Source organism: Ruegeria sp. L12 (genome assembly GCF_056531745.1).
Genome location: NZ_JBQFMH010000004.1, coordinates 46,058 through 68,729 on the forward strand (window position 1 = coordinate 46,058; position 22,672 = coordinate 68,729).

The following is a 22,672-nucleotide window of genomic DNA, read 5'->3' on the forward strand; positions in this document are numbered from 1 at the left end:
CGTGGCGTGTTAAGCCCGCTTCTCGTTCTCAACCTCAACCGGCTCAGCCTGCACCTCGATCACCTCTTCCGCCTCCGGCTCTTCGGCGTCTCCCGGTTCTTCTTCGACTTCAGACTGATCCTCAAGCGCGCCGACAATCAACGGCAACATATGCACACCCGTCGCGCTGGCGATTTCAGGTGTCTGCGGCGTTTGCCAGCTGAGCGTATCGAAGCTGCCACAGTTCTGACAGACCGGACCCCATTCGGGCTGAATGTCATGACAATTGTCACAAACCCATTGCGGCCCGCGCGGCGCGTTCAGCGCCTTGGCCAGCCATCCCTGCACCACCGCGTCCGAGGCACCTTCGCCCCGTTCAATCGCCGCCATCAACGTATAGGCACGTGCATCGCCCTGCGTTTCAACCACATCGCCCAGCGCACGACGCGCCTCGGGGAAGTCTTCGGCCACGATGTTCAGTTCTGCCACGATCAGGCGGGTTTCCATGTTTTCCGGGTGAATGCGCGTCAGCGCTGTGAAACGCTTGATCCGCTGCTCCGGCGATTCCTCGGGCGCAATCTCGGCAAAGGCATGGGCCAGATCAGGATGCGGCTGCACCTCCCACGCTTTCTTCAGGATCTTGGTCGCCGCACGCGCCTTACCCTTTTCGATATAGGCCCGTGCCGCCATCGCCGCGGCAGGCACCAGATCAGGTGACAAGCGGTTGGCTTCGATCGCGTGCTCTTGCTGTTCGACAGTAGCACCTTCTGCCAGAATCTCCTTGGCCTCCGACAGCGCCAGAACCGCATCACGCCGTTTGAACACATCGCGCGGCAAATGGCCCGCTTTCAGCTTCGAGGTCAAAGTCGAGCGCGCCCCGGCCCAATCCTGCGCCTTGGTCTGCAGGTTCAACAGGATATCCTGCGTCTCTTCATGGCGGGGTTTCAGCGCCAGCGCCTTTTCGGCCAGCTTGCGCGCGGTGTCGTCATCACCTGAGGCGAGCTTTTGCTTCATGATCCCGCGCACACCCACGAACCGGGTTGCGTTGTTGGTCACCAGTTTCTTGTAGGTCTCTTCCGCCTTCTTGGTGTCGCCGGTCATCTCGGCGGCCTGCGCCACCAGAAGGTTGGTCAATTCGGGCTTGTTCAACAGCTTCTCGGCCTTGCTGGCCTTGGTCATCGCCACACGCCCTTCGCCCGAGGCCAGCGCCATCAGCCCATCAGCCAGCGCCTGATAGCCGCGCCGCTCGCGGCTGCGGTCGAAATATCGCGACAGGGCGGTTTCATCGCCGTTGAGGAATTTCAGCGTCGCCACCAGCAGCGTCAGCAGCTTGAAGAACAGCCAGACCGCAAACACCAGCACGCCCAGCGCGATCACCGATTGCAGCGGCCCCAGCGTGTATTCGGTGCCCGCGACGGTGATCTGCACCCCGCCGCTGGTTTCCATCAAATACCCGGCGCCTATGGCCAGCAGGCCGATAATCGCAACAAAAACAAGGATCTTTAACAATGACCACAGCATGGCAGGTCCTTCAGTTCGAGTTCAGGCTAGACGCCAGCGTATTCGCAGCTTCAACAGCCGAAAGCCGCGTTTGTGCCGCCTGCGTCCAATCCGCCAACGCGGTCTGCGCCGCTTCGGGCAAAGAGTTCAAATCGCTCAGCGCTTTGGACAGATCACCATCCGCAAGCGCCGCCTGGGCACGCGACAGGATGGCATCCGGATCGTCGCCCTCTTGCGGTGTCACCGAGCGGGCGCCGGTCTGGCGCTGCAGGAACGCAACCAGGCCTGTGCCCTTATCCGCATCGCGGGCATCCGCCAGCGCTGAGCGCGCAGCTGGCGCGAAAGAGGCCCGCAGGGCCGAGAGCGTCTCAACCCCGTTATCGGCAGCTGCGGCCAGCGCATCAGGTATTTCAACGCCACCTGCCTTCAGCTCGCTGACCAGTTCTGAATAGGGCTGGCCTGCGTCCAACTGACCATGCAACCGCGACAGGATTGCGGCATTGGTCGCCGCGCGCGCTTCGGCCGAGGCTTTGGCCTCAAGCGCCTGTGCATCTGCAACCATCTTTTCTACTTCGCTGCGCTGTGCCGCCAGCGAATCCTGAAGTTTTTTCAGTTCAGCCTCAAAGGCGGCGGCGGTTTCAGACGAAACGCCCGCCTCGATCGGATTCGCTTCAAGTGCCGAGAGCCGGTCGCCCAACGGTCCGACCTGACCGGACAGCGTATCGACACTGGATTTCACCGTGCTCAGTTCGTTTTCAACAGGCGAAAGCTTATCCGAAAGCGCCTTGATCTGATCCGTCAGGCCCGAGATATCCGGGCTGTCGCTCAGGGATTTGGCCAGTTTGGCAATCTGGTCCGATTGATCCGTCAGCTTGGCCTCAAGCGCGGCAATAGCGTCCGAGCTATCCGTCCCCTTTGGCGAAAGCCCGCCATTGCCCACCACAAACCCGATCCCCGCAGCCACAACTCCACCGATCAGAGCGGGAATAAACCCGCCGCGTTTTTCGACGGTGCGCTCGATCACTTTCTCTTCGACGGCTTCGGCTTCGGCTTCGGCTTCGGCTTCGGCTTCGGCTTCGGCTTCGGCTTCGGCTTCGGCTTCGGCTTCGGCTTCGGCTTCGGCTTCGGAAGTCACCTCGTCTGCTGGGCTCTCGGCGTCAACGGGATTGTCATCCGAAACAGCCGTGCTTTCGGCATCGGTGGCCTCTGCCACATCTTCGACACTGGGGTCTTCGACCGGTTCCTGATCGGGTTTTTTCTTATCAGCCACCGCCTTATTCCCCTTATCGATTCCAAATACACATGAACAACAGACCCACCCAAGTTAATCCGCACCCGGCGCGCCCTCAACCCGCATCGCATGTTTCACAAGTTTTTTAACGGCTTTCTGCATTTTGTCCGGGTTCGGTTCACTTGCAATCTTCAACCGTTCGAAAGCCAAGGATTTAAGGGGTTCCGCCGCTGCTTCGCTGATCGCCGCCAGCCAAAGGGGGGCTGATCCTGCCCAGACATCGGCAAAATGTCGCGCCGAGCGGGGCGAGAAAAGCGGCGCTATGACCGGTTGGTCCCCCTCGGCAGCCAAAGATGCCTCATCGCTCAACGGCAGCAGGTGCTGCTGGTAAACCGGTTGTTCGCGGGTGGTCAGGCCCGAGCCGGTCAGCCGTTCGGCAATATTGCCGCGACTGTGTTCTCCGCGCAGATGCAGCAGCGGGCTGCGCGGCCTGAGACGCAGCAGGCTGGCGATCAGTTCCTCGGCGGTTGCGCCTGCCATTTGGGCCGTCCAACCGGCGGATCTGGCAGTATCGGTTGTCGCCGGGCCCACGCACCAGGCAGGCAAATCCCGATCCACATCCAGTGCCACCGCCGCGTTGACACCGTTGGCCGAGGTAAAGATCAAGCCGCCGACTCCGTGGGTTTCAACCGGAACCGCCAGGGGTTTGATCTCCAACAACGGTGAAATGAGGGGCGTGACCCGCGATCTGACGCGGTCCGGCAGATGCGCGACAAACCTGTCAGAGGCGGCGCGAGGGCGGGTCATCAACAAATACAACTATCGGCGCCTTCGGCCTTGGGATTGTTTGCATCTGCGCAGGGTGATACCCCGCTTGCCAATCATGATGCAACGGATCGGACCAATGGTGCAAACACTTACAGTCCTGGGACTGGAAAGCAGCTGCGACGATACAGCCGCAGCAGTCGTGCGCCAGAGCCGGGGTGCGCTGCCTCAGATCCTGTCATCCGTGGTGCATGGGCAGACAGATCTGCACGGCGCCTACGGAGGTGTGGTTCCCGAGATCGCGGCGCGGGCACATGCGGAAAAGCTGGATATCTGCGTCAAACAGGCTCTAACACAGGCCAATATTGGACTTGGTGATCTGGACGCCGTCGCCGTTACCGCCGGGCCCGGCCTGATCGGAGGGGTGATGTCGGGCGTCATGTGCGCCAAAGGTCTGAGCGCCGCAACCGGTCTGCCGCTGGTCGGCGTGAACCATCTGGCAGGTCACGCGTTGACCCCGCGCCTGACCGACGGCATTGCGTTTCCCTATCTCATGCTGCTGGTGTCAGGCGGGCATTGCCAATACCTGATCGCTCATGGCCCGGACCACTTCACGCGATTGGGCGGCACCATCGATGATGCACCCGGCGAGGCGTTCGACAAAACGGCGCGCCTGTTGGGTCTGCCCCAGCCGGGTGGACCATCCGTCGAGGCCGAAGCCAGAACCGGAGACCCAAAGCGGTTTCGCTTCCCACGGCCTTTGCTGGACCGCCCCGGTTGCGATCTGTCGTTTTCCGGGCTCAAGACCGCGCTGATGCGGATGCGGGACCAGATCGTGACTGAGAAGGGCGGCCTGACCCGGCAAGACCGGGCCGATCTGTGCGCAGGATTTCAGCAGGCCATCGTGGATACCCTGGCCGAGAAAACCCGACGCGCGATTGCGCTTTATCTTGAGCAGGCCCCTTCAGATCCGGTCATTGCCGTGGCCGGAGGCGTGGCGGCCAATACCGCGATTCGTGCTGCGTTAGAGACTGTTTCGTCGGAAAACGGAGCCCGATTTACGGCCCCGCCTCTAGCCTTGTGCACCGATAACGCCGCGATGATCGCTTATGCAGGGATCGAGCGGTTTCGCACCGGCGCGCGGGATGGGCTGGGCCTGACCGCCCGGCCCCGCTGGCCACTGGACCAGACCAGCCCGGCGATGCTGGGCAGTGGCAAAAAAGGGGCCAAGGCATGAGCGTTTCTGTTCTGGGATCGGGGGCGTTTGGCACGGCTCTGGCAATCTCGCTTGCCGGCAACGAACCCGTCACCCTGTGGGCCCGCGACACGGAACATGCACAAGCGATGGCTGCGAATCGCGAGAACAGGGCGCGGCTGCCGGGCGTCCCTCTGCCGGATGCGATCCGCGTGACATCTGACATGCAGGACGCCGCGCAGAGTGACGTTCTGCTCATGGCCGTTCCGATGCAAAAGCTGCGCGCGGCGCTGCAAGGTCACACCGATACACTTTCGGGCAAGACTCTTGTGGCTTGTTGCAAAGGGATCGAGCAATCCTCGGGGCTTGGGCCAATCTCGGTGATCACCCAGACAATCCCGGATGCGCATCCGGCGTTGTTGACCGGTCCCAGTTTTGCCGACGATATCGCCCGGGGGCTGCCGACTGCCTTGACGCTTGCCTGTGCGGATGTCGCATTGGGCGCTTCCCTTCAGCAAGAGCTGACAACCACCAATCTGCGCCTCTATCGCACCTCCGACACGGTTGGGGCCGAGCTTGGCGGCGCGTTGAAGAACGTCATGGCGATCGGATGCGGGGCCGCAATTGGGGCGGGCCTTGGCGACAGCGCCCGGGCCGCCCTGATTACACGCGGATTTGCTGAAATGCAGCGCTTTGCGGCCCTGCGCGGCGCCCAGCCGGAGACGTTGATGGGGCTGTCCGGATTGGGTGATCTGGTCCTGACATGCTCATCCGAATTGTCCAGAAATTACCGTTTTGGCCTGTCTTTGGGTCTAAATCAGCCCTTTGCCACTGCGACCACCGTCGAAGGTGTCGCCACCGCGCAAGCCATGTCAGACATCGCCGCCTCTGAGCGGTTGGATATGCCCATCAGTACGACAGTGGCGAAACTCAGCAGCGGCGCCTACAGTGTGACCGACGCGATTCAGGCCCTGCTGGGTCGCCCACTCAAGGAGGAATAATATGCTCATCGCCCTGATCGCCCGTGACAAACCCGGTGCGTTGCAAACCCGGCTGGACAATCGCGCCGCTCATCTGGCCTATATCGAGGAAACCGGCGTTGTGGCGCAGGCCGGGCCGCTGCTGGATGGCGATGCCATGATCGGCTCTCTGGTCATTCTCGAGGTCGAAGATCTGGCCACTGCGCAGGGCTGGGCCGACAATGATCCTTATGCCAAGGCGGGGCTGTTCCAATCGGTTGAGCTGATCCCGTGGAAGAAGGTCATAGGCTGATGGCATATTGGCTGTTCAAATCCGAACCCTCGACCTGGAGCTGGGACCAGCAGGTCGCCAAGGGCGATGCGGGTGAGGAATGGGATGGCGTCCGCAACTATCAGGCGCGCAATTTCATGCGTCAGATGCAGGTCGGGGATCGCGGGTTCTTTTACCATTCGCAGAAAGACAAGGCGATTGTCGGCATTGTCGAGGTTTGTGCAGCAGCACATCCCGACAGCACCACTGATGATGAACGCTGGGAATGCGTGGATATCAAGGCGGTGCGCCCGTTCACCACGCCCGTCTCGCTGGATCAGATCAAGGCCGAAGGGCGATTGGATGAGATGGTGTTGGTCAAAAACTCGCGCCTTTCGGTGCAGCCCGTCAGTGATGCGGAATGGGCGTTGATCTGCGCCATGGGCGAAACTGCGGCGGACTAGGAAAGCAGCAGATAAAAGGGAAGGCCCTGACAGTGCAGAACCTTCCCTACCCCACGTGCTCCCAACTCACCACACGTGTATAGAAATCTCTGGTTCTGACCGTCCTGGTCACAGGTTCACCCTAGCCGAATTTCGACCTGCGGTTCAAACGCCAAGTCCTTAAATTACGTCTCAAATACAAAACGCCCGCCGGGTTCGACGGGCGCTCCAAATCTGGTGCCGAGCTCAACCGTAGACGGATTCTTTGCCGAAATGCTTGGTCAGCATGTAATAAACGACGGCGCGGTACTTGTTACGCTCGGACATGCCATAGGTTTCCATGGCCTTGTTGATCGCCTCCATCAGTTCCGGACCGTCGGACAGGCCCAGCTTTTTGATCAGGAAGTTGTTCTTGACCGTCTCAAGCTCACCTTCCTGGCTGGCTGCCACTGTCGATGCATCGGCATCATAGATGGCCGGACCGCAGCCGATGGTAACCTTGGTCAGCAGGTCCATATCAGCATCGATGCCGCATTTGGATTTCAGATCCTCGGCATATTTGGCGATCAGTTCGTCGCGTTTTCCCATTAAGCAGTCTCCCGTAAAAACAGATGTTGCGGCGTTATGTTCAAATCCTTGAAACAGGTGCCCGCAGCCTAGCCATATGAAGACAGCGGACAAAGGGAAAAATCCTGTACATTCCCCGTAAGCGGATTTGGCCGTTGGCTGGTGGTTACCGGCAATAGCCCCAGCCAGGGCCTTGCAGATGGAAGTGATCGGCGTGCAGGCGGTTGAAGTTGGGGCCAAGCACCACACGGAACCAGTCACAGGCACCCTGCCCGATCCGGTGCAGAAACTCTGCTTCGGGGCCGGGCGTGGACCAGTCATCAATCAGCATAAGGCTCCGCCCATCCCTCAGTTCCACCCCCACAATGTCGATCGAGTCAGCGGTGGCATGGCTGCTCCAGCCGTTGCGCGCGCCCTGTGCGGTACGCATTCGTCGGCAGTTATAACTGCCGATGTGCCGCAACGACCGCACGTCGGTGCCCAGAATATCCCGCGCGGCAGGCTGCACCACATGGTGTTCCCACATGGCCAGACGCAGAGAGGTGGTGCAGCGGGTCTCGACCCGTCGGATATTGGCAGTCACCAGTCCAGTCAGCACACCCCGACCGGCGATACCGCAGTTCTGGTCGACGACCATATCCTCCAATTCAGTGAACCCGACCCCCGCGCCGGACAAAGCTGCCCGACACTGTGCTTCATCCGCCAGCGCCCGGTTCAACTGGAGTGCAGTCACCGGTGTCACCGGGGCCGTCACGCGCAGGTCGCGCAACGGATTCCAGTGCGCCGGCACCGGGGATTGCGGATGCGCCAACAGCCAGTAGCCTCCAGCGCCAACGACAAACAGAAAAACAAGAAGCGAAAAAAAGGACGCCGCCAGCTGCGAAAACCGGCGGCGTCCAGAGGGTTCGGTCATACCCGGTTCAGCGATCAGTAGCGGTAGTGCTCGGGCTTATAGGGGCCTTCGGGTTTCACCCCGATATAGGCCGCCTGTTCGCTGTCCATCTGTGTCAGCTTGACACCGATGCGGTCAAGATGCAGGCGCGCGACTTTCTCATCCAGATGCTTAGGCAGGATGTAGACGTCGTTGTTGTACTGGTCACCTTTGGTGAACAGCTCGATCTGTGCCAGAACCTGGTTGGTGAAGGACGCCGACATCACGAACGAAGGGTGCCCGGTGGCGTTGCCGAGGTTCAGCAGGCGGCCTTCGGACAGCAGGATCAGACGATTGCCCGAGGGCATCTCGATCATATCAACCTGTTCCTTGATGTTGGTCCATTTGTGGTTCTTCAGGCTGGCCACCTGAATTTCGTTGTCGAAATGGCCGATATTGCCAACGATGGCCATGTCTTTCATCTCGCGCATATGCTCGATGCGGATCACGTCCTTGTTGCCGGTGGTGGTGATGAAGATATCGGCGCTGGCAACTTCGTCTTCCAGCAGGGTGACTTCGAACCCGTCCATGGCTGCCTGCAGCGCGCAGATCGGGTCCACCTCGGTCACTTTCACACGGGCGCCTGCGCCGCGCAGCGAGGCCGCCGAGCCTTTGCCTACGTCTCCGTAACCGCAGACGACGGCAACCTTACCAGCCATCATGGTGTCGGTGGCGCGGCGGATACCGTCGACCAGCGATTCCTTGCAGCCGTATTTATTGTCGAACTTCGACTTGGTGACCGAGTCATTCACGTTGATCGCCGGGAACGGCAGGTGGCCGTCTTTCACCAGCTGATACAGGCGGTTCACACCGGTGGTGGTTTCCTCGGACACGCCCTGAATCTGGTCGCGCATCTTGGTGAACCAGCCGGGGCTTGCTGCCATGCGCTTGGCGATCTGCTTCTTGATCACTTCTTCCTCTTCCGAACCCGGAACGGGGATGATGTCTTCACCCGCTTCCGCGCGGGCACCCAACAGGATGTACAGCGTCGCATCGCCGCCATCGTCCAGGATCATGTTGGGGCCTTCGGGGAACAGGAAGGACTTGTCCAGATAATCCCAATGCTCTTCCAGGGTCTGACCCTTGATGGCGAAGACCGGAATGCCGGCCTCGGCAATCGCCGCCGCGGCGTGATCCTGGGTCGAGAAGATGTTGCACGACGCCCAGCGCACATCCGCGCCCAGCGCGACCAGCGTTTCGATCAGAACGGCGGTTTGGATGGTCATATGCAGCGAACCAACGATCCGGGCACCGGTCAGCGGCTTGCTGTCACCGTATTCGGCGCGCAGGGCCATCAGGCCCGGCATTTCCGTTTCTGCGATATCCAGTTCCTTGCGGCCGAACCCGGCCAGCGAAATGTCCTTAACGATATAGTCCCCGGCCATCAGGTGCTCCATTCCGGTAAATCTTGATCCGGGCTGCCCCTAGCATTCCTTTGGGCAGGTGGCAATGTGGATGGCCGGAAACGGGAATCTACGCCTTGAAAATCAGCTTGGCGTACCTTCAACCTTGATCTTCGGGATCGCTTGGAAAAAATCCGTACCAACGGCGACAATACAGCTGATGCCGTTGGCTTGCGTGACCAGAACGGTGTAACTTCCCGTTTCCTCTGAGGTCCAGACCTCCATCACAGACTGCGCACCCCGAGATTTCTGCAGGCCGCCAAAGGCCAATTCCTCGGCATAGTTATCCTGCAGTTTGGAAATCAGGTGCTCTCGTTCGGCACAGTTATTCTGAGCAAAGGCGGGCGGCGCAGTGGCAGCCATTCCAAAGGTCAGGGCGATTGCAAACAAACGCTTGAACATAGCAAGCTCCTTTCGATACGTGTTTCGTTTCGAGAGGGGCGCAACTGAAAGGAGTCAGCACCCCCCTCAGTCCTTGATGTCGGGATCGATCGGTTCTGTTTCAAAGCACGAATGCTCAAGAAAACGTTGGCAGCTGGTGATCCTGACAGGTACATCCTAGCACAAAATTTAGTTTTTAATGTGTTCAACTTCACAAGGTATGGCAGAATGGCAACACAACCCAGAGCGTGGCAAAGGATGCTGTCAGGCCGCAGGCTGGACCTGCTGGACCCGACGCCGGTGGATATCGAGATCGAAGATATCGCCCATGGTCTGGCCTTTGTGGCGCGCTGGAACGGGCAGACAGCGGGCGATTTCGCCTATTCCGTGGCCGAACATTCGCTGCTGGTCGAAGAGCTTTTTGGCCGGATTGCGCCGAAAGCACCGGTGAAATGGCGGCTGGCGGCCCTGTTACACGACGCGCCGGAATATGTGATCGGAGATATGATATCCCCCGTCAAATCCGCCGTTGGCCCGGATTACGGTGCATTGGATGATCGGCTTGCCGCCGTCATTCACATCCGGTTCGGATTACCTGCTGCAGTGCCGAAAACGGTGAAACGGCAGATCAAGAAGGCCGACAAGATCAGCGCCTGGATGGAGGCGACGCAGATCGCGGGGTTTTCGGAGGCTGAGGCGACGAAGTTTTTTGGGCGTCCGGACAAGGCGGTAATAGAGGGTTTGACGATCACGCTACGCCCTCCGGTTGAAGTTCGAGAGGCGTATTTAGCGCGGCACGAAGCGTTGTTAACTCTGATATAGAAAACCAGTTTCTTCCAATGTCGGCTCTGAGCCCATACTGTAAATTTGACTTTCTCGCTGCGCGCGCTCGCAGCGCGTAAATCTCCGCAACCGCATCATCTTTTACGCGGCTGTGCGGCGCGAAAACCGGTCGTTCATGCATGCTGCAGCGAGAATTATTGCCCAAATTCACAGATGCAGAACTTTGCTGCCGTTGACTCTCCAAAATCGAAAGGCTGCTTTTCGAACTTGTCTACTGCAACGAAAATACCAAGGGAGGGTAGCTGCCAATCCCTACGATTGCCAACCAGTCAGGTCAGTAAGTTGGATGCCGACATTTAGTCGGACAACTCCCAGATTCCATTCAGCGGCGCCGCATTGCGGGACCGAGCGCGGCTCATTCATTGATCTGGCTACAGAGAACATCTGTTTTTGCACAAGCTTCGTTCTGGGTCGTTGCGGTCCAACTTATTTAGAGATCCAGTTCCAACACGCCGTCGGGATTGGCTGCGCGGGACTGGCAAGTGATGATCGTGTTTTTCTGCTGCGCTTTGGAGAGCACAAAATCGCGGTGTTCTACATCTCCTGAAATCAGCCCACACTGACAAACACCGCACAGCCCGTCGCTGCATTTCAGATCCACCGGAAGACCGTTTTCGATTAGCACCTCCGCGGCGGATTTATCCGCGGGAACAGCCAATTCCACTCCAGTTTTTGCAAGCTTCATGGTAAAGGCGGAGTTTTCATATTCCGGCGTCTCGGGCACGGAGAAGTATTCCAAATGCCGTGCCTCTTCGGGGAAGCCTGCGCGCTCGGCGGCGTGCATGACGGCTGACATGTAGGCCTCCGCTCCGCAGGTATAGACATGCCATCCCGGCTCGTAGCCCGCCATGATCGCATCAAGATCGGCGCGCGTTCCCTCGCTGGAAACATGCAGCGTCACGTGGTCCGCCCAGGGGAAGCCGGCGATATCTTCTAGCAGCCCCATCGTCTCCTTCGCGCGGCCAGAGTAGTGCAGCTCAAATTCCGCTCCACGTGCGTAGAGCTCGTGCGCCATTGCGATCATTGGCGTGATGCCGATACCGCCGCCCATGAGGAGTGTTCTGGTCGCGCTATGATCAAGGGGGAAATGGTTGATCGGTTTTGAGAAGAAGACGCGCCGTCCTTTCTCAAATATCCGGTGCAATAGCTTGGACCCACCGCGCCCTTCCTCCTCGCGCAAGACTGCGATCTGGTACTTGGTACGATCCGCCGGGTCGCCTGAAATTGAGTATTGCCTCAGGAATTCCGGCGCGATGACGATATCCAGATGTGCGCCCGCCTGCCATGCTGGCAGTGGTTCACCCGAAACGGCCTGAAACTCAAATTTCATGACGCCCTTCGCCGTTTCCTCAGCCAGAGTAACAATGCCCGGGATCACCGGGCTTTCCTCGTCATTGTTGTATCGGTGCAGCACACTCTCGTCCCCAGTCGCCACGCTCCGTTTATGCTCTTCGGCAGAGACCATCGCCTCGTAGGCCCTAATCCCTTTTTCCCGGTCCATCACGTGAGGGTAAAGATAGGGCGGCGGTGCCAGAGTCGCAGGATAGACGGCCAGGGTCTGATCCTCGAATTTGAGGTCCAGATCTTTTGAGAGGCCGCGCACATTCACTGGCTTTTTCGTAGGGCGAAAACCGCCGTCTTCCTCAAGTTCGAGGTCCCACCACCACTTCTTCACGGGGTTAAGTGAGCCGTTGTCGACCACGTCGTCGAGTTTGGCCAACGCCGGCGCGAGTTTAGGCACGTTCATCGCCGCCCAGCGAAAAGGCTTCTCTTTGAAAATCCCTTCTAGATTCCATGGGCAGGTCTTCATGCAGCGTCCACACATCGCACCGCCCTGATTTGTCAGGCGATAAGAGGTGCATTTCTGGCTGTCTGATTTCCAGATCTCATAACCATTGAACATGGTCTTTGGCCCGGCAGTGATCGCGCCAGAGGGGCATTCGCGGGCGCATTTGTTGCAGGAATTGCAGAATTTTTGCAGGCCAAAGTCGATGGGCTTGTCATGGGCCAGCGGCAGGTCGGTTGTGACCGTTCCCGATTTCAAACGCGGGCCGAGGAAGGGGTTGAGGATCACCTCGCCAATCCGGCTCACCTCTCCCAGACCCGAAAGCAGCAGCAGAGGCGGTTGCAACACCTCGCCATCCGTCACCGTGTGCGCCCTGGCGCTATAGCCCATATTGCGGATCTGCTTCGCAATCACGCCGCCCAAAAGCGAAAAGCGCAAATAGGCGCGCATGGACTGTACCACCGCGATCCAGTCATCGCCCGAGGCGCCTTCCATTGTTTCATAGCCCTGATCGATCACCAGATTGATCGCCTGGTCATGGGGCGGATCGATTGCATCTCCGCGCGCATCATGGCTGTACCAGGCCCAGTCCGGGCAGCGGGAGATGCCAACCGCATCAGCGCCAAGCCAATAACAGGTGGCCTTGATCAGTTCCGATGCTTCTTTTGGCGAAAGCGGCACACGCTCTTCGGCAACCTCGCCGTCTTGCAACAGAACAAAGGCCCCCAAGGGCTTGCGCGTTGCCATGGAGGGCGCTGATTTGATGACGTGGAGGCCGTTTTGGGACGCGTCCTGAACCTTTTTACCCAGATCGCCAAACTTGGCACGGGCGAACATGTCCGTGCGTTTTGGAACGCGGGGAATGTTGGGTTCATCGATATAGGTCGTAGGCGTATCCACGCGTTTGAGCGTCTCAAATGGATGTGCACCATCCACGAAGCGGCGCTTGGCATAAGGCACTGCATTGGCGGCATTTTTGATCGTTGACGTGCCAAATTTCCACGTGGGTCCAAAGGCGGATTTCGGCTGCTCGGCCATTGGGGCAAGCGGTTTGTCCGGCTCGATGACGAAAGTTGTGGTGACAGCGGCGAGGCCGAAGCGCGCCCCGATATAGGGATGGCTCAGCAAGCCGTCTTCCACCGTGGCCAGCCCGGCCGCAACGGCGAGTTTGTTAAGGTCCACGTCACTGCTGGAAACGGTGTGCCCGCGTGAATCGTATCCAAGGATGCGCAGGTAATTTGCCAGAACAACGGCAGTTTCAGCTGCGCGCAGACCGGCGCGATGCGCCTGGGCGCCCTGAATCCACGCGGTGCCAGCCTCATCAACGTCCGGCGTACGGGGGTTTTCGTAGAGGAAAACGAGGCAATGAGTATGGCCGTCGATGCTTGTGGGCGCCGCCTCAACCGCCTCTTTGAGGCTGGCCATGATTGTGTCGATCCCGGCAGAGAGGGTCTTTGTCTGCCGTGTCTTCAGGTCATGGGCCAGGCGGTTCACATCCGGGTTCTTATAGGGTGAAGGCAGTAAGGCGTCCTGCGGTAGAAGGCAGGTGCCAACGACGGCTGCATCCGCGAAGTAGCCGAATGCCTTCAGATGGTTCGCCCGCTCCACTGGGTCGGTCGGTGTATCGGCCATGGCCTTGTTGATATGCCCATCCCGGATCGCATCCATCATCGCCTGATGTTCACGCATGGCGTTGATGATAGAAGCCGGATCGACATCGTCGCGATAAGTCAGATGCGGCGCGGGCGGCACAGCTGACAGATCAGGAAGCTGTTCGGTACGTGCCAAAAGCTCGGTCGGATAAGGCCCCATATGGACAGGTCGGTCTTTGGTGGAAAAAAAGCGATTAGCCATGGGGTATTACCTTCCAAACCCGGCGGAATAAGGCAGCCATGTCGCAATTCCTGGAACCAGCAAGAGCAGAACCATGGCCATCAACATCAACACCACATAGGGAAAAGCCCCCCTCACCACATCCCAGAGCGGCGCGTTGGTTATACCCTTGATGACAAACAGGTTCATCCCGACCGGTGGCGTGATCATGGCCAGTTCGAGGTTGATCATCAACAGAACGCCGTACCAGATCAGATCGATGTCAAGCGCGGCCATCGTCGGCAAGAGGATCGGAGTTGTGATCAGAATGATCGCGATGGATTCAAAGAACATGCCCATCACGAAGATCATCGCCATCACAACCAGGATAAAGGCAAGCGGGCTGAGACCCATAACCGCCACCATCTCCGCAACCCCGTTGGGCAGACGGATGATTGTGATGGCATGGCCAAACATTGCCGCTCCCGCAATGATCATGAAGACCATCATCGACATGCTCATCGTTCTTGAGAGACACTCCCACAGGTCGGTAAGAGTGATGTTGCGGTAAATCACGAAGGCGACGAACAGGGCATAAAGGCACCCAACGGCCGCTGCTTCGCCCGCGGTGAAGATACCCAGGTAAATCCCGCCCATGACCACCGGCGGTGCCATGACAGCCCAGAAAGACCGTTTTAGGGCGCGTCCTACTTCCGGCAGACCCGCCCAGGGTGGCGAGTCAAACTGTGGGTTCAGCGACGATTTTATGATGCAATATGCTGAAAACATAACGGCCAACATCACGCCCGGAATGATCCCCGCGAGAAACAGCGCACCAATGCTGGCATCGCTGACAATGGCGTAAAGGATCATCGGACCGGACGGCGGGATGAGAATTCCAAGTGTGCCCCCAGCGGCGACAAGGCCAAGCGCGTCCTTTTCCGGGTAACCGAAACGTTTCATTTGTGGCACCGCGCTGGAGCCGATCGACAGCGCCGTAGCAACGGAAGACCCTGAAATGGCCGCAAAGATTGTGCAAGACAGGACAGTCGCCGCGCCAAGACCGCCCCGGATATGGCCTATCATAGTATGTGCCATACCAAAGAGATCGTCGATCACTTTGGCTTTGATCATGATCTGGGCCATGAAAACGAACAGCGGAACCGTCATCAGAACGGGCTTGTTGAAATGGGCGTAAACCGTTTCTGCCGCCGGATTTACGTCCCCTTCAAAGATCAAAAGGATACCCGTTGCTGTCAAACCAAGCGCCGCGAAAATCGGCATGCCTGTTAGAAGAAGAACGACCAGGCAAAGAAAGATCAAAAATGCGGTCACGACGCGCTCCTACCTAAAAAACACTCAAGAAGCTTGGAAAAGGCCGTAACACCCAGCAGAACCGAGCCCAGAAAAAGCGGAGCCTGCGGAATCCATAGTAGGATCTCGATCGAGCCAGAGGTGAACGCCTGCCATTCATAGGCGAAATGCACCATATGCCACGAGCTCATGGACAAAACGATGGCGACGGCGAGCACTGAAAGATGTGCCCAGACCACTTGAATTTTCTTAGCCTTACCGGCCAATCCTTCGGTAAGAAGGTCCATCGCGATATGATCGCCGCGACGATAGGCTTCGCTTACGCCAAGCATGATTAACGCCACAAGCGTCCAGCCAGTCATATCGTCGGTCCACAGAAGCGGGTCGGAAAGAACATAGCGCCAAAACACTGCGATGATCGTAATAAAGAAAGCGACCAGAATGAGAAGCGCGCTCAGCGCTCCCCCTAACCAGACCAGCCCGTAAATTAGCTTGATCGGGAAAGGGGCCGCGGATGCCGCCCCTTCGTTGCTAGGTTGAGTTAACATTATCCAGAGCCTCAGGAGCCGCTGCGCAGCTTGTCGATCAGGCCGATCAGCTCTTCTGCACCGTCGATGCCTTCGCCGAAATGCGCATCAAAGGCTGGTTGCATGATTGCCTCCAGAGCCGCGTTCTCTTCGTCGGTCAGACGATAGACATTCACGCCTTTCGCCGCGAGAGCTTCGGGCGCGCTTGCGGCGGCTTCGGCAGAGGCGTCAACGGCCCAGCCTGCGGCCAGCCTGCCCGCTTCGTCGAGCGCCGCCTTGGCCTCGTCCGAGAGGTTAGCGTAGAAGTCGGGGTTCACGTAGCCGTGGAAATAGACCGAGACGACCGGCACGATGCTGAAGTGATCCTGCACCTCGAAATACTTGCGCTTAACGGCGGCGCCGACGCCGGTCATGGCCGCGTCGATGACGCCGGTTGCCAACGACTGATAGACCTCGCCGCCGGACATCGAGACCGGGCTGGCGCCCAGGGCTTCGAGCGAGGCGTTAAAGGCAGGCACTAGGCCGCGCATTTTGATGCCTTCGAAATCCTCGGGCTCGGTCAGGTAGCCGCCCTTGGAGGTAAACACGGAGTCGCCGGCATCAAAGAGCCATACCACGTTCTCGACGCCGCGATCCCTAAGCTTGCCTGCCAGAAAATTCGCGGCTTCGGAGTCGTGCCAGTTGCGCGCGATGTTAGGGTCTTTGAACGCAAACGGCCGGGTCGTGACCGTCATGATCGGCAGCGTGCGACCCCATTGAAACTGTACCGAGAAAGCACACTCGATGTTGCCCGACGCGACGCTGAGGATGTTTTCCTTGGCACCAACCAAGCTGTTGGCGGGAAAGATCTGCACGTCGATTTCACCACCGGACCGGGTCTCGACCTCGGCCGCCCAGCGGTCGATCACTTGCGCGATGGCGTGCGACGGCGGCAATTGGTGGCTGCACCGCATGGGTGTCTCGGCCTGAGCTGCGGTGAAAGTGCCTGTTGTCAAAGCAGCGCCAAGCGCCGCGCTTAGTAGTGTTCTTTTCATGTCAGTTTCCTCCCGTTTGACATTCAATCCGAGTGTCGCCCAATGCGACCCGAAAATTGGATAAAGTGCGAAAAAGTGTCAGGCCGCACAGGCCCGCCAATTTGCAGTTTTTGGTAGACCGGCCTGCGCCATAGCTCCGTGGAGCGTCGCCTCCGGCAGGGCATCGGTCAGAAGCGCGCGCGTTTCAAACAACGCTTCGATGTCGATGCCGGTGTAAAAGCCCTTGGTCTCGGCAAGGAAAACAAGGTCTTCTAGCACGACATTTCCAGTTGCACCGGGCGCATAAGGGCAGCCGCCAAGACCCGCGATCGAAGCGTCAAAAATGCGACAGCCTGAGTCTAGCGCCGCTGAAGCATTGGCAATGCCCATGCCACGCGTATCGTGCAGATGGATCGCGTAGGGCAGACCCCCAAGACGCCTTTCCATGCGGGCACAAAGCGACGCAACCTGACGCGGCCCGCCATAGCCGACCGTGTCCGCAGGGGTGACCATGTCGACCCCAGCCTCAAAACAGCGATCCACCATGCGCATAACGTCATCTTCCGGGACGTCTCCTGACAATGAACACCCGAATGACATCGCGATGCCAGCGCTGATGATTGTGTTGCTGCCAAGGTCATTCCGAAGTTTTACGACGTTGGCGATCTCGGCTAGGCTTTGCTCTTGCGTGCGTCTGACGTTGGCCTCGTTGTGCGCTTGGCTGGCCGAGACGACGACGGTGATCTCTTCAACGCCGGTTTCCAACGCGTCGGCGGCTCCTCGTTGGTTCAGCGCCAGAGCAATCCCATGGGCATCACCCTTGGTCTGAACCGCCGCAATAACGTCGCGCACATCAGCAAAACGCGGGAACTTGTCGGCGGGCAAAAACGACCCGACTTCGAAGTAGCGGAGCGCCGCTTTGTAATCCCGGTTCACCCATTCGACTTTTTGAGCTGTGCTGGGCCAGGATTTCGTGAGTTGCAGGCCATCGCGAAGACCAACCTCGCGGATCGCGATGCCATCTTTCGGATAGGCATTGAAAACGTATTTCTGGCTCATTCGATAGCCTCCACCTTCAATGCGCCAAGGATCTCGGCGTTGTGCTGGCCAATCGCAGGGATGTCGACATCGTTGGAAACAAGGGGTGCTCCGTCCATCTCGAGAGGTAGTACAGGTGCGCGGAAATCCTTCTTGTCGGCATAATGCGACGTATAAAGCCCGCCAGGCCGGTTCACGTGAGGGTCATCATACATCTCGGCCGGACGAGCGACCGGCGCGAAGAGAAGATCGTTTTCTTGCATGATCTTCAGTGTGTCTTCATAAGGACGGCCCGCCACGATCTCTGCGATCATTGGCAATGTCCAATCTCGGGCGGCAATCTGGTCGCTCCGTGTCTGAAGACGCGGATCATCAAGCAGATGCGTTAGACCAAGGCCCTTGCAGAGTTTCTCCCACTGCCCATCAGTGGCTGCACCTAAAAAGATCTGGCGCCCGTCGCTTGTCGGGAAGAGGTCGTAAACCGGCCATGAAAAGACACGCTCGGGCATTGGTGGTGCCTCGGTGCCTTCGATATCAAATTGAACCATGTGTTGCGCAACGAGAAGCAGGCAGTTCTCAAACAACCCCGTACGGACAGCGGCGCCTTCGCCGGTTTTACAGCGCTGAATAAAAGCAGCAAGCACACCTAAAGCAGCAAAGAGTCCCCCCATGATATCGTTGGCCGATGAGCCAATACGTAGCGGACGATTGGTGGGGCCAGTCATATAGGCCATTCCTGTCATCATCTGCACCACTTCGTCCATGGCTGCGCGGTTCTCATACGGCCCCTTCAGGAAACCCTTGCACGAGGCCACGATCAGCGTCGGATAACACTCGCGCAGCTGATCAGGCGCCAAACCCATTTTGGCCAGCGTCTCATCACGGAAATTTTCAACGAAGACATCTGCGGTCTTCAGCAGAGCATGCAGCTTTGCCAGATCGTCAGCGTCCTTGATATTCAGAGTCACTGACTTTTTGCCACGGTTGAAGGTCGGAAAGAACCCAGCGCCCATACCCGTTAGATCGCGTGTCTTGTCACCCTGAGGAGGCTCGATCTTAATGACTTCTGCGCCAAGAAAACCAAGAAACTGTCCAGTCGATGGCCCCATCACCATGTGGCTCATTTCCACCACACGCACGCCCTCCAAGGGTAAAGCGTTTGCCATAAGTTCCTCCCGCGGTTTTATATTAAGGTAACCATGGCGGAACTTGAGCAATCGGAAAATAATATACTTTCGAAAATAGCGTTCTTGATATTAGAATGCACGTATGGACTCTCGACAACTTAGATATTTTGCTGCCGTATGCGAATTCCGAAATCTTTCGCACGCGGCTGACCACTGCAACACCGCCGCGTCAGCGCTGAGTCACCATATCGGTAGCTTGGAGGCAGAGCTTGGAACCAAGCTCTTTGTCAGAAAACCAAGGGGCATGGAGCCAACGGCTGCAGGACTGAAATTGCTTGAGCATGCGCAGTTTATTCTGGCGGCATTCGACACTGCCGCATCAGAGATTAAACATGGTCAAGCCGAAGTTTCTGGAAACATTGCGATCGGCATGCCCTTCTCGGTGATCAAAGTGATAGGTGGGGCGCTGATGCGCCAGGTTATTGAAGAGTTGCCCCTAGTCCATCTGGTTCTGAGAGAAGGGCTGTCCGGCGTGACATATGATGCCCTACGGTCCGGCGAGATTGATACTGCACTGATTTTCAACCCGCCTCCGGATACGCAAACAATTCGAACGCCATTAATCGAAGAGGAAATCTACTGTTTGGGTGCTCCAAACATCGTTGGCCATTCCAGCGAGCCGATCAGCCTTGAGCAAATGGCTCAGCTGCCTGTCGCATTATTGCAGAGTGGTGCGCTGTCCCGCGCGCTCGTTGATCGTCCTGCAGAACTGGCGAAACTCGAGGCAAACGCCCGCATTCAGCTGGCGTCAATCGCAGGTACGTTAAGTGCTCTGAAGGAGGGTTTAGCTTGCACTCTCGCACCTAAAATTCTAGTGAGCGAAGAACTTCGACGGGGCGAGCTTGTTGCTCGTAAAGTCGTGGATACACGGCTTATCCGGACACTCTATCTCGTGTCTGCACTCGGCACACGCCCGACGTTTTTAAGAGAAAGCATCTCAAATCTGGTGGTCGATTTTGTTCAGGACGCGGTCCGAAATGGCAACTGGGAAGGTGCAAAACTAATCGATATTTAAAGGGCGCACTTTAGTGCAGTCCTTGGCCAATCAGGGTCGCCGCTCGCCTGTCATGAGCATTCTGGCATGTCCCGTTCGTCCAAGAGAGCAACTTCGTCAGTCATCGATGACCAACTGCCCGTGTTCGTCCTCTTTCGTAGGCACCGGGTCCAGCGCGCAGCCGGTTCCGAAACCCGAAATGCCTGCGCCGGTCGCCAGATCGAATCCAGCTTCGTGATTTGAGCAAATCAACACACGACCATTAGATGAAATGACCGATCCGCCCCTATAGTCGAGCGGAAGGAATTGGTGCGGGCAGGCATTCACGTAGGCAAAAACACCGCTTTCGTTCCTTGCAAGAAGGATTGGAAAGTCGCCCAGTTCCACGCAATGTGCCCGGCCCTCGGGTACCTCCGAGGCCGCGCAGACGACCGTCCCTCCTGCTGGTGCTGATGAATAGCTCTTCCAATTGTCGTTCATAGCATGTGCATCATGGAAACCGTGAATGTGCCTTGTCGCTTATTCATAATTCCTCTCCCAAGGGGTGACGGAAATGCGGAAGGCTGCGCCTTACTCCCGGTTCAGTTCCTTGGCGTGAAGCCAGTCAGCGTGTTTCGGCGCCTTCTTGGTCTTCGACCATTCGTCCAGCATCAGCCATTTGACTTCATCCATGCGCTTGAGCATCGCTTCTTCCTCCGGGTCCGGGCAGGCCAGTTCAATTCGGTGGCCATTGGGATCGAAGAAATAGATCGAGTGGAATATCGAATGGTCGGTGACACCCAGAACCTCGACGCCGTCTGCTTCGATATGTTCTTTGAAGGCCACAAGGGTTTCGCGGTCCTTCACTTTGAAAGCAATATGCTGCACCCAAATTGGGGTATTGGGGTCGCGGCCCATTTCCGGTTTGGTTGGCAGCTCAAAGAAGGCCAAAACGTTGCCCATCCCCGCATCAAGAAACAGATGCATGTACGGGTCAGGCTCGTGGGTTGAGGGTACGTGGTCTTCTGCAATCGCCAGGATGAATTCCATGTTGAGGATACGGCCGTACCATTCGACCGTCTCCTTAGCGTCTTTGCAGCGATAGGCGACATGGTGAATTTTTTCGATTTTCAGGTCCATGAGACACTCCTTTCCGAAGCGCACCCGAGGGGTGCAAAATCAAGTCTGTCTGTGGAATACGCCGTGGGCGGGGGTGCGCCGCCCACGGCACGGGGAAATGGCGTTAGTCTGAAACTTTCAGAACGCCGCGCTGAATCTGGTCCTCTTCGATCGACTCAAAGAGAGCCCGGAAGTTGCCTTCCCCAAATCCGTCGTCTCCCTTTCGCTGGATGAACTCAAAGAAGATCGGGCCGATCACGGTTTTCGAGAAGATCTGGAGCAGGATGCGGGTCATTCCGCCGCCCACAACGCCTTCACCGTCAATTAGGATGCCGTGTTTCTTCATGCGTTCCAGCGGCTCTTCATGGTCCTTCACGCGAGCCTTGGATTTGTCATAGTAGATGTCCGGTGGTGCAGGCATGAAGTCGATACCGTGATTGCCAATTGTGTCGGTCGAGGCGTAGATGTCGTCGGTACCGATTGCGACGTGCTGGATGCCTTCTCCTTTGTATTCCTTCAGGTACTCCTCAATCTGGCTCTGATCATCCGAGCTTTCGTTAATTGGAATACGAATCTTGCCGCATGGCGAAGTTAGTGCGCGAGAGGTCAGGCCGGTCAGCTTGCCCTTAATGTCGAAGAATTTGATTTCCTTGAAGTTGAAGGCGGTGGAATAGAACTTGTACCAAGTGTCCATGTTCCCCTGCATCACGTTGTGAGTCAGGTGATCCATGTAGTAGAACCCTGCGCCGTTCGGCTTGGGATCACGTTTGTCGATCCATTCAAAATCGGTGTCGTAAGGTGATTTGCCTTCATCATAGTCCTCGATGAAGTAAAGCAGCGAGCCCCCGATGCCTACGACAGCTGGGACTTCGATGGATTTGCCGTCGCCGGTGTACTCTTCGGCACCATAATCTAAAGCGCATTGCAACGCGTGCTGCGCGTCAACGACACGCCAGGCCATTGCAGGCGCACAGGGTCCATGATCCTTAACAAATTGTGCGGCGTGGCTGTCTGGGTCGCGGTTGACCAGGTAATTCACGTTACCCTGACGATAGACTGAGATGTCCTTAGTCTTGTGTTTGGCAACTTCGACAAACCCCATTTGAGAAAAAAGCTCTTCTAACTTTCCTGCTTCGGGGTGCGCGAACTCGACGAATTCGAATCCGTCAGTTCCGGCGATATTAAAATCGTCGATTTTGGCCTTGGGTGCATCGTGCGGAAATGGTCCCATAGGAATTCTCCTGAACTTTGATGCGGCTTTCGTGCCCTCCACACCTTGATCTGGAACCCGGCCCGCGGGAAATTTCTCGCGAAATAAAACAAACGTAATTCGTTCTGGCAATTATTAAATATGAAATGTTGCGTTCTTGAATTTAGAAAACTCAGATTTTCCAGCATATTATCAATTAACTACCGAGACGAAATTGAGATAGAG

22 protein-coding genes are annotated in these 22,672 nt (G+C 57.6%); 6 read left to right on the forward strand and 16 right to left on the reverse strand.

Translation table 11 applies throughout. The annotated features are described in order from the left end of the window. Positions 1–9 precede the first annotated feature (9 nt). The 3 genes from ACR0K9_RS07965 to ACR0K9_RS07975 are packed head-to-tail and all read right to left on the reverse strand — an operon-like array spanning position 10 to position 3,517. Positions 10–1,500 carry a heme biosynthesis HemY N-terminal domain-containing protein gene (locus ACR0K9_RS07965; RefSeq protein ID WP_480822154.1) on the reverse strand — a complete coding sequence of 497 codons (1,491 nt, stop codon included), beginning with the start codon at positions 1,498–1,500 and terminating at the stop codon, positions 10–12. Between the two features lie 10 nt (positions 1,501–1,510). After that, positions 1,511–2,749, reverse strand: coding sequence for a COG4223 family protein (locus tag ACR0K9_RS07970; protein WP_480822156.1), 1,239 nt, complete (start codon positions 2,747–2,749; stop codon positions 1,511–1,513). 54 nt (positions 2,750–2,803) lie between these two features. Then, complete coding sequence (locus ACR0K9_RS07975; protein ID WP_480822158.1) at positions 2,804–3,517, reverse strand: uroporphyrinogen-III synthase; 714 nt, start codon at positions 3,515–3,517, stop codon at positions 2,804–2,806. 97 nt (positions 3,518–3,614) lie between these two features. Here ACR0K9_RS07975 and tsaD point away from each other — a divergent pair, with 97 nt between their 5' ends. The 4 genes from tsaD to ACR0K9_RS07995 are packed head-to-tail and all read left to right on the forward strand — an operon-like array spanning position 3,615 to position 6,364. After that, positions 3,615–4,712, forward strand: a complete 1,098-nt coding sequence (tsaD, locus tag ACR0K9_RS07980; protein ID WP_480822160.1) for a tRNA (adenosine(37)-N6)-threonylcarbamoyltransferase complex transferase subunit TsaD — start codon at positions 3,615–3,617, stop codon at positions 4,710–4,712. Beyond that, positions 4,709–5,671, forward strand: a complete 963-nt coding sequence (locus ACR0K9_RS07985) for an NAD(P)H-dependent glycerol-3-phosphate dehydrogenase (protein ID WP_480822162.1) — start codon at positions 4,709–4,711, stop codon at positions 5,669–5,671. The genes tsaD and ACR0K9_RS07985 overlap by 4 nt, the downstream gene beginning before the upstream one ends. Position 5,672: 1 nt before the next feature. Further along, positions 5,673–5,942: a YciI family protein gene (locus ACR0K9_RS07990; RefSeq protein ID WP_480822164.1), complete on the forward strand. Its 270-nt coding sequence runs from the start codon at positions 5,673–5,675 to the stop codon at positions 5,940–5,942. Then, complete coding sequence (locus ACR0K9_RS07995) at positions 5,942–6,364, forward strand: EVE domain-containing protein (RefSeq protein ID WP_480822166.1); 423 nt, start codon at positions 5,942–5,944, stop codon at positions 6,362–6,364. Before ACR0K9_RS07990 ends, ACR0K9_RS07995 begins: the two co-directional genes overlap by 1 nt. A gap of 225 nt (positions 6,365–6,589) precedes the next feature. On the opposite strand, the gene ACR0K9_RS08000 is transcribed toward ACR0K9_RS07995, so the two are convergent. From ACR0K9_RS08000 to ACR0K9_RS08015, 4 genes are all read right to left on the reverse strand, one after another. After that, on the reverse strand, positions 6,590–6,931 hold the full coding sequence (locus tag ACR0K9_RS08000) for a DUF2853 family protein (RefSeq protein WP_480534848.1): 342 nt from the start codon (positions 6,929–6,931) through the stop codon (positions 6,590–6,592). A gap of 145 nt (positions 6,932–7,076) precedes the next feature. Continuing rightward, entirely contained in the window at positions 7,077–7,823 is a 747-nt protein-coding gene (locus ACR0K9_RS08005) for an extensin-like domain-containing protein (protein WP_480822168.1), read from the reverse strand. A gap of 14 nt (positions 7,824–7,837) precedes the next feature. Beyond that, positions 7,838–9,226 (reverse strand): adenosylhomocysteinase, encoded by a 1,389-nt coding sequence (gene ahcY / locus ACR0K9_RS08010; RefSeq protein WP_480822170.1) that lies wholly within the window; start codon positions 9,224–9,226, stop codon positions 7,838–7,840. Between the two features lie 102 nt (positions 9,227–9,328). After that, positions 9,329–9,646, reverse strand: a complete 318-nt coding sequence (locus tag ACR0K9_RS08015) for a hypothetical protein (protein WP_480534854.1) — start codon at positions 9,644–9,646, stop codon at positions 9,329–9,331. Between the two features lie 207 nt (positions 9,647–9,853). On the opposite strand from ACR0K9_RS08015, the gene ACR0K9_RS08020 reads away from it, so the two are divergent. Continuing rightward, positions 9,854–10,447 carry an HD domain-containing protein gene (locus ACR0K9_RS08020; protein ID WP_480822172.1) on the forward strand — a complete coding sequence of 198 codons (594 nt, stop codon included), beginning with the start codon at positions 9,854–9,856 and terminating at the stop codon, positions 10,445–10,447. Positions 10,448–10,898: 451 nt separating this feature from the next. Here the strand turns inward: ACR0K9_RS08020 and ACR0K9_RS08025 are convergent, their stop codons facing one another. From ACR0K9_RS08025 to ACR0K9_RS08050, 6 genes are all read right to left on the reverse strand, one after another. Further along, on the reverse strand, positions 10,899–14,108 hold the full coding sequence (locus tag ACR0K9_RS08025; protein ID WP_480822174.1) for a reductive dehalogenase: 3,210 nt from the start codon (positions 14,106–14,108) through the stop codon (positions 10,899–10,901). A gap of 6 nt (positions 14,109–14,114) precedes the next feature. Further along, positions 14,115–15,401, reverse strand: coding sequence for a TRAP transporter large permease (locus ACR0K9_RS08030; protein WP_480781922.1), 1,287 nt, complete (start codon positions 15,399–15,401; stop codon positions 14,115–14,117). Beyond that, positions 15,398–15,928 carry a TRAP transporter small permease gene (locus tag ACR0K9_RS08035; protein ID WP_480822176.1) on the reverse strand — a complete coding sequence of 177 codons (531 nt, stop codon included), beginning with the start codon at positions 15,926–15,928 and terminating at the stop codon, positions 15,398–15,400. The genes ACR0K9_RS08030 and ACR0K9_RS08035 overlap by 4 nt, the downstream gene beginning before the upstream one ends. A gap of 11 nt (positions 15,929–15,939) precedes the next feature. Then, a complete protein-coding gene (dctP, locus tag ACR0K9_RS08040; RefSeq protein ID WP_170456460.1) occupies positions 15,940–16,941 on the reverse strand; it encodes a TRAP transporter substrate-binding protein DctP in 1,002 nt (333 codons plus the stop codon). Positions 16,942–17,019: 78 nt separating this feature from the next. Next, positions 17,020–17,979, reverse strand: a complete 960-nt coding sequence (locus tag ACR0K9_RS08045; protein ID WP_480781924.1) for a hydroxymethylglutaryl-CoA lyase — start codon at positions 17,977–17,979, stop codon at positions 17,020–17,022. Next, complete coding sequence (locus ACR0K9_RS08050) at positions 17,976–19,124, reverse strand: CaiB/BaiF CoA transferase family protein (RefSeq protein ID WP_480781925.1); 1,149 nt, start codon at positions 19,122–19,124, stop codon at positions 17,976–17,978. Before ACR0K9_RS08050 ends, ACR0K9_RS08045 begins: the two co-directional genes overlap by 4 nt. 103 nt (positions 19,125–19,227) lie before the next feature. Between ACR0K9_RS08050 and ACR0K9_RS08055 the strand changes: the two genes are divergently transcribed. Continuing rightward, a complete protein-coding gene (locus ACR0K9_RS08055; RefSeq protein ID WP_170456454.1) occupies positions 19,228–20,160 on the forward strand; it encodes a LysR family transcriptional regulator in 933 nt (310 codons plus the stop codon). Between the two features lie 96 nt (positions 20,161–20,256). Here ACR0K9_RS08055 and ACR0K9_RS08060 read toward each other — a convergent pair whose 3' ends face one another. The 3 genes from ACR0K9_RS08060 to hppD all read right to left on the reverse strand — a co-directional run bounded on the left by ACR0K9_RS08060 (position 20,257) and on the right by hppD (position 22,468). Continuing rightward, on the reverse strand, positions 20,257–20,619 hold the full coding sequence (locus ACR0K9_RS08060) for a Rieske (2Fe-2S) protein (RefSeq protein WP_480822178.1): 363 nt from the start codon (positions 20,617–20,619) through the stop codon (positions 20,257–20,259). Positions 20,620–20,709: 90 nt separating this feature from the next. Next, positions 20,710–21,252: a VOC family protein gene (locus ACR0K9_RS08065; protein ID WP_480822659.1), complete on the reverse strand. Its 543-nt coding sequence runs from the start codon at positions 21,250–21,252 to the stop codon at positions 20,710–20,712. Between the two features lie 109 nt (positions 21,253–21,361). Further along, entirely contained in the window at positions 21,362–22,468 is a 1,107-nt protein-coding gene (gene hppD, locus ACR0K9_RS08070) for a 4-hydroxyphenylpyruvate dioxygenase (RefSeq protein ID WP_170456450.1), read from the reverse strand. Between the last annotated feature and the right edge of the window lie 204 nt (positions 22,469–22,672).